At 61.2% G+C, this 13702-nt stretch carries 11 protein-coding genes and 2 tRNA genes; 2 read left to right on the top strand and 11 right to left on the bottom strand.

Annotated elements, in window-relative coordinates:
* Nucleotides 1-151: 151 nt before the first annotated feature.
* Complete coding sequence (rlmB, locus tag BM116_RS10505; RefSeq protein WP_083728684.1) at nucleotides 152-898, bottom strand: 23S rRNA (guanosine(2251)-2'-O)-methyltransferase RlmB; 747 nt, start codon at nucleotides 896-898, stop codon at nucleotides 152-154.
* Nucleotides 899-900: 2 nt separating this feature from the next.
* Nucleotides 901-3387 carry a ribonuclease R gene (gene rnr / locus BM116_RS10510; RefSeq protein ID WP_235846739.1) on the bottom strand — a complete coding sequence of 829 codons (2487 nt, stop codon included), beginning with the start codon at nucleotides 3385-3387 and terminating at the stop codon, nucleotides 901-903.
* 259 nt (nucleotides 3388-3646) lie between these two features.
* On the opposite strand from rnr, the gene BM116_RS10515 reads away from it, so the two are divergent.
* Nucleotides 3647-3733, top strand: a tRNA-Leu gene (locus tag BM116_RS10515).
* 49 nt (nucleotides 3734-3782) lie between these two features.
* Nucleotides 3783-3869, top strand: a tRNA-Leu gene (locus BM116_RS10520).
* Between the two features lie 121 nt (nucleotides 3870-3990).
* Here the strand turns inward: BM116_RS10520 and BM116_RS10525 are convergent.
* The 9 genes from BM116_RS10525 to mutL all read right to left on the bottom strand — a co-directional run bounded on the left by BM116_RS10525 (nucleotide 3991) and on the right by mutL (nucleotide 13702).
* On the bottom strand, nucleotides 3991-5286 hold the full coding sequence (locus tag BM116_RS10525) for an adenylosuccinate synthase (protein WP_083728686.1): 1296 nt from the start codon (nucleotides 5284-5286) through the stop codon (nucleotides 3991-3993).
* 48 nt (nucleotides 5287-5334) lie between these two features.
* A complete protein-coding gene (locus tag BM116_RS10530) occupies nucleotides 5335-6525 on the bottom strand; it encodes an ATP phosphoribosyltransferase regulatory subunit (protein ID WP_083728687.1) in 1191 nt (396 codons plus the stop codon).
* 51 nt (nucleotides 6526-6576) lie between these two features.
* Nucleotides 6577-6762: a DUF2065 domain-containing protein gene (locus BM116_RS10535; protein WP_083728688.1), complete on the bottom strand. Its 186-nt coding sequence runs from the start codon at nucleotides 6760-6762 to the stop codon at nucleotides 6577-6579.
* Between the two features lie 197 nt (nucleotides 6763-6959).
* Complete coding sequence (hflC, locus tag BM116_RS10540; RefSeq protein WP_083728689.1) at nucleotides 6960-7835, bottom strand: protease modulator HflC; 876 nt, start codon at nucleotides 7833-7835, stop codon at nucleotides 6960-6962.
* Nucleotides 7835-9043 (bottom strand): FtsH protease activity modulator HflK, encoded by a 1209-nt coding sequence (gene hflK, locus BM116_RS10545; RefSeq protein ID WP_083728690.1) that lies wholly within the window; start codon nucleotides 9041-9043, stop codon nucleotides 7835-7837. Before hflK ends, hflC begins: the two co-directional genes overlap by 1 nt.
* Before the next feature lie 110 nt (nucleotides 9044-9153).
* Nucleotides 9154-10455 (bottom strand): ribosome rescue GTPase HflX, encoded by a 1302-nt coding sequence (gene hflX, locus BM116_RS10550; protein WP_083728691.1) that lies wholly within the window; start codon nucleotides 10453-10455, stop codon nucleotides 9154-9156.
* A gap of 17 nt (nucleotides 10456-10472) precedes the next feature.
* A complete protein-coding gene (hfq, locus tag BM116_RS10555) occupies nucleotides 10473-10727 on the bottom strand; it encodes an RNA chaperone Hfq (protein ID WP_083728692.1) in 255 nt (84 codons plus the stop codon).
* Nucleotides 10728-10859: 132 nt separating this feature from the next.
* Entirely contained in the window at nucleotides 10860-11846 is a 987-nt protein-coding gene (miaA, locus tag BM116_RS10560) for a tRNA (adenosine(37)-N6)-dimethylallyltransferase MiaA (RefSeq protein WP_083728693.1), read from the bottom strand.
* Complete coding sequence (gene mutL / locus BM116_RS10565; protein ID WP_083728694.1) at nucleotides 11846-13702, bottom strand: DNA mismatch repair endonuclease MutL; 1857 nt, start codon at nucleotides 13700-13702, stop codon at nucleotides 11846-11848. The genes miaA and mutL overlap by 1 nt, the downstream gene beginning before the upstream one ends.

The raw sequence follows: 13702 nt of genomic DNA on the forward strand, positions 1-13702 counted from the left end.
GCGTCGGCGAAGGTCATCTGCTTCATCGGGAAACTCGGTGGGTGGGGTCGCGGTATTTTGCCAAATCAGAAAGTCTTTTTCAGAGTTTCCCTAGCGACCCTGCAAGGGGTGAGTTACACCGACGGCGCCCACGGCACCGCCGGCATATAGGTCAGCTCGATGCGCCGCGCTGGCGTACGGCTTCGAACAGGCAGATACCGGTTGCTACCGACACGTTGAGACTGCTGACGCTGCCCGCCATGGGCAGCTTGGCCAGGAAGTCGCAATGCTCGCGTGTCAGACGCCGCATACCGGCTCCTTCCGCCCCCATGATGATGATCGACGGCACAGTGAAATCAACGTCGTAGATCAGCTGATCCGCCTCGCCTGCCGTACCGACCACCCAGAGTCCGCGTTGCTTGAGCTGCTTGAGAGTTCGACTGAGATTGGTCACTGCCACCAGCGGCACGGTTTCAGCCGCGCCACAGGCCACCTTGCGCACCGTCGGATTCAGACTGGCCGAGCGATCGCGCGGCACGATCACCGCGTGTGCGCCAGCTGCATCGGCGCTGCGCAGGCAGGCGCCCAAGTTGTGCGGGTCGGTCACACCGTCCAGCACCAGCAGCAAGGGCGCGCCCTCCAGCCGGTCCAGCATGTGCCCCAGCATCTCCTCGGACCACAGCTGACTGGGTACCACCTCGGCCACTACGCCTTGGTGCACGCCTTCGGCCTGCGCGTCCAGCTCGTCACCGGCGACACGCTGCAAGGCAACCCCCTGGCGCTCCGCCAGCGCAAGCAGCGCCTGCTGACGCTCGTTCAGACGTCCTGCCTGCAGCAGCAGGCGCTTGATCCGCTTGGGATGACGATCCAGCAGAGCCTGCACCGCGTGCAGGCCAAATACCCGCTCCAGATCACTCATACTCAACGGGCCTTGCGCTTGCGTGGGCCACGGTTATCACCGGCTGGCTTCTTGCCTGCGGGCTTGGCGCCAGCGGCCGGCTTGGCCGACTTGCCCTTACCCTTGCTTGCCGGCGCCTTGCCAGCGCCGGAGCCAGAGCGCCCTTTACTGCGCGGCTCCGACTCACCTGCGGCGCGGCGGGCATCTGCCAGCAGCTTTTCACGCATTGCCCGACTGGCGGACACCTGACGCTCTGCAGCCGCCGGCTGCGGGGTGTCTGCGGCCATTTCAAAGTCGATCTTGCGATCATCCAGATCCACCCGGGCGACCTGCACACGTACCGGATCACCAAGACGGAAGCGCCTGCCGGAGCGCTCACCAACCAGCGCGTGATGCACCGCATCAAACACGTAGTAATCGGCCGGCAGCGCTGTGACGTGCAGCAAGCCCTCGACGTAGATATCGGTCAGCTCGATAAACAGACCAAAGCTGGTGGCAGCGGTGACCAGACCGTCAAAGCTTTCGCCCACCTTATCCTGCATGAATTCGCACTTGAGCCAGCTGACCACATCACGGGTCGCCTCATCCGCCCGGCGCTCGTTCTGCGAGCACTGCTCGCCCAGCTCGGCCAGACGCTGATGGTCGTACGGGTAGATGCGCCCCTTCGGCATCACACCGGCACCGGCACGGCGAACCAGATCGGTCTTGCGACGCGAGCGGATCACACTGCGAATGGCGCGATGCACCAGCAAGTCCGGATAACGCCGGATCGGCGAGGTAAAGTGGGTATAGGCCTCGTAATTCAGACCAAAGTGGCCGGCATTGTCCGGGCTGTAGACCGCCTGGCTAAGCGAGCGCAGCATGACCGTCTGAATCAGCTGGGCATCAGGGCGCCCCTGCACCTTGGCCAGCACCGCCGCGTAATCTTCCGGCGTCGGCACACCCTTCTTGCGCGTCAGACTCAAGCCCTGGGAGTTGAGAAACTCGCGCAGGCGCTCCACCTTCTCGGCCTGCGGGCCATCGTGCACGCGGTACAGACCGGGCAACTCAAGCTCCTGCAGGAAACGCGCAGTAGCCACGTTGGCGCAGAGCATGCACTCTTCAACAATCTTGTGAGCATCATTGCGCGTGGTCGGGCGAATCTCGACGATCTTGCGATCTTCACCAAAGACCATACGGGTTTCAGTGGTCTCGAAATCAATCGCGCCACGCCCCTGCCGCGCCTTGGCCAGGGCCTTGTAAAGCTCGTACAGGTTCTCCAGGTGCGGCAGCACCTCGGCATACTCATCGCGCAGCGCCTTGCCTTCACGGCTGCGCGGCTGCTCCAGCATGCTGGAGACCTTGTTGTAGGTCAGCCGCGCGTGGGAGTGGATCACCCCTTCGTAGAACTCGAAGTCGGTCAGCTCACCGGTCTTGGAGATAGTCATCTCACAGACCATTGCCAGGCGATCAACATGCGGATTCAACGAGCACAAGCCGTTGGACAGCGCCTCCGGCAGCATGGGGATCACTTCACTGGGGAAGTACACCGAGGTGCCACGCAGCTCGGCCTCTTCGTCCAGCGCCGAGCCGACCGGCACGTAGTGCGACACGTCAGCGATGGCAACGTAGAGCTTCCAGCCACCGGAGAACAGCCGCCAGCCACTGGCCTTGTGCGGCTCACAATAGAGCGCATCGTCAAAGTCGCGGGCGTCTTCACCGTCAATGGTGACCAGCGGCAGGTGGCGCAGGTCGACACGCTTGAGCTTGTCCTTCTCGACCACGTGATCCTTCAGGCGCTCAGCTTCCTTGATGACTGCATCGGGCCATTCGCTGGGAATGTCGTAGCTGCGCAGCGCGACTTCGATTTCCATGCCTGGCGCCATGTAGTCGCCAACCACTTCAATCACCTCACCCTGGGCCTGACGACTCATGGTCGGCCACTGGGTGATGCGCACCTCGGCGTACTGGCCGTGCTTGACGCCGCCCTTGGCGTTCGGCGCAATCAGCACGTCATGCTGAATGCGGGCGTTGTCAGCAACCACAAAGCCGATGCCGTTTTCTTCGTAATAGCGCCCCACCAGAATCTCGTGGGCACGGGCTATCACCTCGACAACCGCACCTTCGCTACGGCCACGGCGATCTACGCCGGTGACACGCCCGAGAACGCGGTCGCCATCAAATACCAGGCGCATCTGCGAGGGGCCGAGGAACAGGTCTTCACCGCCGTCGTCCGGCACCAGAAAGCCGAAACCGTCACGATGCCCCTGAACCCGTCCGGGGATCAGGTCCAGCTTGTCGACTGGTGCGTAGGCACCGCGCCGCGTGTAGATCACCTGACCGTCACGCTCCATGGCGCGCAGGCGTCGGCGTAGAGCCTCGATACTTTCTTCGTCCTGCAGCCCGAACTCCTGCTGCAGCTGGGCGCGCGTCGCCGGCGCGCCACGATTCTCCAGCAGCTGAAGGATCAGCTCGCGACTGGGAATGGGGTTGTCATACTTTTCTGCTTCGCGCCGCGCCTCAGGGTCCATCTGACTCCAGTCAGACGACACAGCGGAGTTGGGGGAAGCGTTGGATGTGGTCGACCGGGAGGTCGAACCGGGAGATTTGGTCTTTTTCGTCATAGGCGCCTATTGAACCGAAAATCAATGCCACATGCACCTGTTTGCAGGATAATTTTTTTCACGTCAGGGGTTTACAAGTCCGCTACGACTATCTAAGATTCGCGCCGTCAACAGGAAACAGCTATCGCAGTGAGCTCCGGTTCAGCATAGCAGCTCCAGATGACATGCCCAGGTGGTGAAATTGGTAGACACGCTAGCTTCAGGTGCTAGTGGCCTTACGGCCGTGGAAGTTCGAGTCTTCTCCTGGGCACCAATTCAGAAAAAACCGAGCAGCTGCTCGGTTTTTTCAGCTTAAAGAAATCGCCCAGGTGGTGAAATTGGTAGACACGCTAGCTTCAGGTGCTAGTGACCTCACGGTCGTGGAAGTTCGAGTCTTCTCCTGGGCACCAATTTCGTAAAAGAACCGAGCCATGCGCTCGGTTTTTTTATGCCTGATGTTCGCCCCCTCCCCCACACAAAGCCCAGGCATAAAAAAAGCGCCCCGAAGAGCGCCTTTTTCAACAGCAGTACTCAGCCCTGGAAAATCTGGCGCAGAATCACTGTTTCATTACGATCCGGGCCGGTCGAAATGATATCGATGGGCGCACCCACCAACTCTTCGATACGGCGGATGTAGGCCTGCGCGTTGGCCGGCAGCCCTTCCAGCGTTTTCACGCCCAGCGTGGACTCCTGCCAGCCCGGCATGTCCTCGTACACCGGCTCCAGGCCAATGTAGCTGTCGGCATCGGTTGGCGCTTCGATCACATCGCCCTGAGCATTACGGTAACCCACACAGATACGGATCACATCCAGGCCATCCAGCACGTCCAGCTTGGTCAGGCACAGACCACTGATGCTGTTGATCTCGATGGCCCGACGCAGAATAACCGCATCAAACCAGCCGCAACGGCGTGCGCGCCCGGTGGTAGAGCCAAACTCGTGACCACGCTCGGCCAGACGGCTACCCACCTCGTCAAACAGCTCGGTCGGGAACGGACCGGAGCCAACACGGGTGGTGTAGGCCTTGGTGATGCCCAGCACATAGTCCAGATACAGCGGACCAAAGCCCGACCCGGTGGCAGTACCGCCGGCGGTAGTGTTGGAGCTGGTCACGAAGGGATAGGTGCCGTGGTCGATATCGAGCAGCGAACCCTGAGCGCCCTCGAACATGATGTTGGCACCTTCGCGGCGCAGCTCATGCAAACGCGCGGTAACATCGGTCATCAACGGCGCCAGCCACTCGGCGTACTCCATCGCCTCATCCAGCGTCTTCTGGAAGTCGATCGGCTCGACCTTGTAGTAATGCTGCAGGGCGAAGTTGTGATAATCCAGCACCTCACCCAGCTTGGCGGCAAAGCGCTCACGGTGGAACAGGTCAGCCACGCGCAGACCCCGACGCGACACCTTGTCTTCGTAGGCTGGACCGATACCGCGACCGGTGGTGCCGATCTTGGCCTCGCCACGAGCCAGCTCGCGGGCCTGGTCCAGCGCAACGTGGTACGGCAGGATCAGCGGACAGGCCGGGCTGATGCGCAGACGCTCGCGAACCGGAACACCCTTGCTTTCCAGCTCGGTCAGCTCCTTCAGCAGCGCCTCGGGAGACAGCACCACGCCGTTACCGATAAAGCACTGGACGTTGTCGCGCAGAATCCCGGATGGGATCAGGTGCAGCACGGTCTTCTCACCATCGATCACCAGCGTGTGGCCGGCGTTATGGCCGCCCTGATAACGCACCACCGCCGCGACCTGATCGGTCAGCAGGTCAACGATCTTGCCCTTACCCTCATCGCCCCACTGGGTCCCCAGGATGACAACATTCTTACCCATGTTCAGCCCATGCCTCACTAGAATTGAAATGGCCTTGCGGCCGTCTAATCACGAATTCAGTTGAACGACCTGCCAACGGCCGTCACGCCAGGTCAACACACGGTCACAACCGTGGGTCATCGCTTCACTATCCGCCTGCCCTGGCAGCGCTAAAATCACGCGCTGCCCTGCTGCGCGCTGCTCAGCCACGGCCTGCTGCAGGCCAGCTTCGGCGCTATAGGGCGCCCAGATAGCCGCAACCGGCTCGGCACCAGCGATCTGGCCGCGCTGAACGAGAAAGCGCAAATCGGTCGAGAAACCGGTAGCCGGGCGCGCACGCCCAAAGTCGCTACCGATATCGTCATAACGACCACCCTGGGCGACACTCTGGCCAAGCCCCGGCACAAAGGCGGCAAACACCACGCCCGTGTGGTAATGGTAGCCACGCAATTCACCCAGGTCGAAATACAGCGGCACATCAGGGTAGTTGCGCGCCAACACCTGCGCCACTTCAGCCAGATCATCCAGCGCAGCCATAACCGCCTCAGGCGCGCCGTCGAGCAGCGCGTGGGCGCGATCAAGCACCTCAACCCCACCGGACAGCTCAACCAGACTGCACAGCATGGCGCCCAACGAGGCCTGCTCAAGCGAACCAGCCAACTCGGCCACCTCGTCAACGGCCTTGCGCTGCAGGGCATCGAACAGCGCACTTTCGGTCGACTCATCTACCCCGGCCGCCTGAATCAGGCCGCGATAGATGCCGACGTGCCCGATATCCAGATGCACACCCTCGACACGGCACAGCGCCAGGGTCTCGAGCATCAGGGAGATAACTTCGATGTCGCTGGCACTGGAGGCGTCGCCATACAGCTCAGCCCCCAGCTGGATCAGACTGCGCGAGGTGGACAGCGCCCGCGGACGCGTATGCAGCACGCTACCGCAGTAGCACAGACGCGACGGCCCCTCGGCGCCCAGCGTGTGCGCATCGATACGCGCAACCTGCGGCGTGATGTCGGCGCGCAGGCCAAGCATGCGCCCGGATAGCTGATCGATCATTTTGAAAGTTTGCAGCTCAAGATCATGGCCAGCGCCAGTGAGCAGCGATTCGAGGTATTCGATGTGCGGGGTGATGACCAAGTCATACCCCCAACGGGAGAACAGATCCAGCAGCTGTCGACGAGCTGTTTCAATACGTACCGCCTCACGGGGCAGCACTTCGTCGATGCCGTCAGGCAACAGCCAGCGATCTACACTAGGCATTTTTTAAACCTTTCATACAGGGTGCCGAGCCTCTGCGTGACGCTCAGACACCTAGCGAACCAGATACAGGCACAAGGTCCCGATCAACATACTGGCAAGACCTGCCAGCCTTATCTGACGCACACCCAGCTCGGCGATACCACCCAGCAGACGCTGCCAGCGCGCCGGCATCAGAAAGGGCAGTATGCCCTCGATTACCAGCACCAGACAGAGTGCCGTCAAGATTTCCTGCAACATGCCCGCCCCCGTCAGCACCACCTCTGCCAGCGCGTCAAGCAGCGTGGACCGGTCACAAAAAAGCCGGGATTTCCCGGCTGCGCAAGTGTACCACGTTTTGCGCGGCCAGCACCTGCGCAAATCCGCAGCCACCCATCACCAGCCCAGACAGCAAAACGGGCTACCCAAGGGTAGCCCGTCTTTCGGAGCCAAGGCACTCAGCGTTGCAGCGGATCAGCCTGCATATACTTGAAGAACTCGCTTTCCGGGTCCAACACCAGCATATCGGACTTGTTGGCAAAGCTCTCACGGTACGCCTGCAGACTACGCGAGAAGGAGTAAAACTCCGGGTCCTTGTTATAGGCCTCAGCATAGATCGCTGCCGCCTGCGCATCGCCATCACCGCGAATCTTCTCGGACTCACGGAACGCCTCGGCAACGATCACGCGCTGCTGACGATCAGCATCGGCGCGAATCCCCTCGGCCAGCTCGGCACCCTTGGCGCGATGTTCACGCGCCTCACGCTCACGCTCGGTACTCATGCGATCGAATACGCTGCGGTTTACCTCGGCCGGCAGATCAATCGCCTTGACCCGCACATCTAGCACCTCGATACCTAGCTCGCGACGGGCGTTTTCATCCAGGGTAGCCGTGATGTCAGCCATAAGCTGATCGCGCTCACCGGACACAACCTCGTGCAGAGTACGGCGCGCCACCTCGTTGCGCAGACCCGATTCCAGCTGGCGCGACAGACGCTCTTCAGCGATGGCACGCAGACCGGAGGTCGCGGTGTAGAAGCGCTGCACATCAGCGATGCGCCACTTGGCGTAGGAATCCACCATCAGCGCCTTCTTCTCCAGCGTCAGATAGCGCTGAGTAGCGGTATCCAGCGTCAGCAGACGACCGTCAAAGGATTGCGCCTCCTGCACAAACGGCAGTTTGAAGTGCAGACCCGGCGGCACATCGTTCTTCACCACCTTACCGAACTGCAGCACAATCGCGCGCTCGGTTTGATCGACTACGAAGAAGCTGTTCCAGCCAACGATGACCGCGGCCAGCAGCACAATCAATCCAAACAGTGATTTGTTACTCATCAGCGGGACTCCCTGGAGCGCAGATCACGCTGCTGCGAAGCAGGCGTACGGGCGGACGAATCACTCGACACAATCGGCGGTACACCAGAGGACGAGCTGCTGGATGAACCACTACCACTCTGGCTCATCAGCTTGTCGAGCGGCAGGTACAGCAGATTGTTGCTGCCCTCCCCACCAGCGACCAGCACCTTGCTGGTGTTGCTCAGAACATTCTGCATGGCCTCGATGTACATGCGCTCGCGCAGCACCTCAGGTGCTAACACGTATTGCTCCAGCAGCAGATCAAAGCGTCTCGCCTCACCCTCGGCGCGGGCAACGACTTCATCGCGATAACCATTGGCCTCTTCCAGCATCCGCTGGGCCCGACCGCGGGCTTCCGGAATCACGCCATTGGCGTAGGCTTCGGCCTGGTTGCGCGCACGCACCTCGTCTTCCTTGGCACGGATAACGTCATCAAACGCATCCTGCACCTCGGCCGGCGCCTGGGCGTTCTCGATGTTTACCTGAGTCACCGCGATGCCGGTGTTATAGCTATCCAGATAACGCTGCAGACGCTCGGTGACTTCAACCGCCATCTGCTCACGCCCCTCGGTCAGCACCTGGTGCATCGGCGTGGAGCCTACAACGTGGCGCACGGCACTTTCAGTGGCATGACGCAAACTGGTCTCAGGATCTTCGACCTTGAGCACAAAGTTCTCGAGATTGGAGATGCGGTACTGAATCGCGACCGGCACTTCAACGATGTTCTCGTCTTCGGTCAGCATCTGACCCTGCTGACGATAGGAACGTACCTGCGTCACGTTACGCTGGAACTTCTTCTCGATCGGGGGGAAGTACAGGTGCAGACCCGGACCGACGGTGCGGTGATACTCACCAAAGCGCAGAACGACCGCCTGCTCCTGCTCATTGACCATATAAACGGCCTTGAATACCCAGAAGCCGAGAATCAGCACCAGGCCCAGCGCCCACATCCAGCCGGGAATACCCGCGCCACCAGTGCTGCTGCCGCCAGAACCGCCGTTTCGGTTGCTGCGCCTACCCGAGCCGAACAGGTTGTTCAGGCTGTCCTGCAGCTTGCGCAGCGCCTCGTCCAGGTCAGGTGGACCCTGCTTGCCGCCGCGATTTCCACCGCCGCCGCCATTACCGCCACTGCCCCAGGGATCCTGGTCATTAGAATTGTTGCCGCCACCAGGCTCATTCCAGGCCATAGCGTTCTCCGTTATCTGTAACCAATCAAAGCCCGGGCCGCCAGCGACCCGAAACAGGGTGCAATCCTACCGTAAACCTGACAGGGGACGCGAACCCGCCTCCCCCGCTTTCATTGCAAAGTATGTTGCTGCAGAAACTGCTCCGGCTGCCAGCCTTCGCGCTTGAGCAGGCGATTGAAATCGCTGCGCTGCAGGCGCACTTCCAGCTGCTGCCGGCCATCTTCGCCAATTTGCTCCCCCAGCACCGCACCGGCGGCATAGAACTGGGCGCGCAACCGAGCCTCGGCATAGTCGAGCTGAATCCGCTCCTGCACGATATCATCACCCAGCCGCTCAGCAATGGCCTGCGCCAGCAGGTCCAGACCTCGCCCCTGCTGCGCCGAAATCCAGACGCGCACCGCCACGCCGTCTTCATCACGCTGGATCTGCGGTTCGAAGCCGTCAATCAGATCGATCTTGTTGTACACCTCAAGCATCGGCAACTCGAGGGCACCGATCTCACCAAGCACGTGATGCACCTGGTCGACATTGGACTCGCGTTCCTCGTCGGCGGCATCAATCACATGCAACAACAAGTCAGCCTGACTGGACTCTTCCAGGGTCGCGCGAAACGCTTCGACCAGCTTGTGCGGCAGGTGACGGATAAAACCTACGGTATCGGCCAGAATCACCGGCCCGATGTCGGCCAGGTCGATGCGCCGCAAGGTCGGATCAAGGGTCGCGAACAACTGGTCGGCCGCGTACACCTCGGAGACCGTCAGGGTGTTGAACAACGTTGATTTGCCCGCGTTGGTGTAGCCGACCAGCGAAACCACCGGGATTTCTGCCCGGCGGCGGGCGCGACGCGCCTGATCACGCTGACTGCGCACCTTCTCAAGGCGCTTGGTGATCTGCTTGATACGCACCCGCAACAGGCGACGGTCGGTCTCCAGCTGGGTTTCACCCGGGCCGCGCAGACCAATCCCGCCCTTTTGCCGCTCAAGGTGGGTCCAGCCACGCACCAGGCGCGTGCTGAGGTGATCGAGCTGAGCCAGTTCAACCTGCAGCTTACCCTCGTGGGTACGCGCACGTTGGGCGAAGATATCCAGGATCAGACCGGTACGATCAATGACCCGGCACTCCAGTTCGCGCTCAAGATTGCGCTCCTGGCTGGGGGTCAGGGTGTGATTGAAGATGACCAGCTCGCCTTCGCTGGCCTTGACCAGCGCCCGCAGCTCGTCGACCTTACCGCTACCGATGAGAAAACGCGGGGTGGGCTGGTGACGGGAAATGGTCAGGAAACCTGCATTTTCAGCGCCGGCAGACCGTACCAGTTCGATAAATTCCTGCGGATCTTCCTGGCGCTGCTCGTCCAGACCTTCGAGGTGAACAAGAATCGCACGTTCACCCCCCTCATGGCGCTCAAAAAACAATCAGGCCTCCTGCATCATCAGGGATTGCCGGCCTCGGCCTCGTCAGCACCGGGCTGTGTCGGCAGGCGCACGGGGCGACCGGGAACAACAGTGGAAATAGCGTGCTTGTAGACCATTTGGCTGACAGTGTTCTTCAGCAAAATGACAAACTGGTCGAAAGATTCGATCTGCCCCTGCAGCTTGATGCCGTTGACCAGATAGATGGATACCGGAACACGTTCCTTACGCAGAACGTTCAGGTAAGGGTCTTGTAGTGAATGCCCTTTTGACATTGCCTCACTCCTTTTATGGAAACCGTATATTTTTGAGCATTATTTGAATGCGAATCGGCCGGCCTGTCCATTATCCAAAAGACGAGCAGGCACCGTTACTGCACAAGCACAGCTTGCAGAAGCGTCGAAGCCTCATAATGAGGCCGTCTGCAGCACTTTCAAGGCCCGCTCGAATCTTTTCGGGTCGAGACTGTCAAGCCACTCAATCGGCTCATTCCAGCCGCGCAACCAGGTAAACTGACGCTTGGCTAGCTGGCGCGTTGCGATGACACCTCGCTCGTGCATCTGCTCGTAACTCAGGCGCCCTTCGAGATAATCCCAGACCTGTCGATAACCGACCGCCCGGATCGAGGGCATGCTGACGTCCAGATCGCCACGTGCGTGCAGTGCTTCGACCTCGGAAATCAGCCCTTGTTGCAACATCAGCGAAAAACGTTCTGCAATTCGCTCATGCAGTACCGAGCGCTCTCGAGGAGCAACCGCCAGATAGCGCACAGTATAAGGTAAAACACCGCTGCCGGGCGTCTGATCCGCGGCTTTTTCTGCGTGCTGACGCTCATGCCATTGAGTCAGTGTAATCCCGCTGCCAAGAAATACCTCATAGGCACGGGAAATCCGCTGCGGATCGTTGGGGTGAATGCGCTCAGCCGAAGCCGGATCAACCTGCGCCAGCGCCGCATGAACCGCCGGCCAGCCCTGTTCCAGAGCCATTGCCTCAATCCGCGCACGCACCACCGGATCCGCCGACGGCATACTGGCCAGGCCACCGGCCAGCGCCTTGAAATACAGCATGGTGCCGCCCACCAGCAGCGGCACGCGGCCACGCGCGGTAATATCCTGTATCAGCGCCAGGGCATCATCACGAAACCTTGCTGCCGAATAAGGCTCGGCCGGGTCGAGCATATCGATCAGGTGATGCGGATAACGCTGCAACGTTTGCGCATCAGGCTTGGCCGACCCGATATCCATGCCACGGTACACCAGCACCGAATCGACGCTGACCAGCTCACAGGGAAACTGGTCGTACAGGTACATTGCCAAATCCGTCTTGCCCGAGGCGGTGGGCCCCATCAGACAGACCAGCGGCGGCAACGCTGAAGTGCCGGAGACTGCGGACATCAGCGCCCCCGCAAAAACAGCTTGTCGAGCTCGGGCATGCTCAGCTGGGTCCAGGTCGGGCGCCCGTGGTTACACTGACCACTGCGCTCGGTATGTTCCATATCGCGCAGCAGCGCGTTCATTTCCGCCAGGGTCAAGCGGCGATTGGCTCGTACCGAGCCGTGGCAGGCCATGGTCGCCAGCAACTCATTCAGGTGTGCCTGAATACGATCGCTGCTGCCATATTCCAGCAGATCACTCAGCACATCGCGCACCAGCGGCTCGGCATCAGCCTGGCGCAGCAGCGACGGCACTTCACGAATGGCCAGCGTTTCCGGCCCCATGCGCTGCAGCGACATGCCCAGTTTTTGAAACCAGGCGGCATGTTCATCCGCACAATCAGCTTCACGCTGACTCACTGCCATGCTGGCCGGCACCAGCAGCGGCTGACTGCGCAGCCCCTCCTGATCCATTGCCTGTTTCAGGCGCTCGTAGGTAATCCGCTCGTGGGCTGCATGCATGTCGACGATGACCATGCCGGCGGCGTTTTCAGCCAGGATATAAACCCCGTGCAACTGTGCAACCGCATAACCCAGCGGCGGCACATCCTCACCTTCAACCGCTGCCGGCAGGCTTTGTGCCGGCGCGCTGGCGCTGCCATAGAGCCCGGCGTAGGCTGCCGCAGCCCCGGCCGGCGGTGCGGCTGGCGGCACATAGGCACTCGCTGGCGTTGCATTCCAGGTTGCCGGCGCCTCATTCAGCGCCATGCGCTGCTGGCCGGAAAAGACCCCGGCATCCAACCCGGATACGGTTGGCTGACTGACCGGCGCCGCTCCCGGAACGGGCGCTTCGTCACCTTCAGCCTGGTCGCCCGGCCGCTGGTCGGCCAGGGCGCGGTAAAGCGTGCTGAAGAGAAAATCGTGCACCATGCGGCCATCACGGAAGCGCACCTCGTGCTTGGTCGGATGCACATTCACATCCACCACTGCCGGGTCCAGCTCCATAAACAACACAAAGGTTGGATGACGACCGTTGAACAACACATCACGGTAGGCCTGGCGCACCGCGTGGGCCACCAGCTTGTCCTTGATCATCCGCCCGTTGACAAAGAAGTACTGCAAATCCGCCTGACTACGTGAGAACGTAGGCAGGCCGACCCAGCCCCACAGGCGCAGACCACTGCGCTCACTGTCGATCTGCCGCGACTGCTCGACAAAGGCCGGGCCGCAGACACTGGCAACCCGCCGGCGCGCCTCCTGCTCGGTTTGCGCCGGCGGCAGCCCCAGCACCGGGCGGCCGTTATGCCGCAGGTTGAATGCCACATCAAAGCGCGAGAGCGCCAGGCGCTTGACGACTTCTTCCAGGTGGCTGAACTCGGTTTTCTCGGTACGCAGAAACTTGCGCCGCGCCGGTGTGTTGAAAAACAGATCCCGCACCTCGACGGTGGTGCCGCGCGGGTGCGCAGCAGGCCGCACGCTGGGCGCCATGTCGCGCCCTTCGGTCTCCACCTGCCAGGCCTGGTCCGCACCCTCGGGGCAAGACGTCAGCGTCAGCCGGGATACCGAACTGACCGAGGCCAGCGCTTCACCGCGAAAGCCCAGCGTGGCAACAGCCTCGAGATCATCCAGATCACGAATCTTGCTGGTGGCATGGCGCGACAGCGCCAGCGGCAGGTCATCCTGCTCGATACCCGAACCATCGTCGCGCACCCGCAGCAGCTTGACGCCCGCCTGCTCTACGTCGATATCGATACGTTTGGCACCGGCGTCCAGGCTATTTTCCAACAGTTCCTTAATAACGGAGGCAGGCCGTTCAACGACCTCCCCTGCCGCGATCTGGTTGGCCAGACGCGGGCTAAGCAGTTGAATGCGAGACAT

This window comes from Halopseudomonas pachastrellae, from assembly GCF_900114765.1.
GTDB lineage: Bacteria > Pseudomonadota > Gammaproteobacteria > Pseudomonadales > Pseudomonadaceae > Halopseudomonas > Halopseudomonas pachastrellae.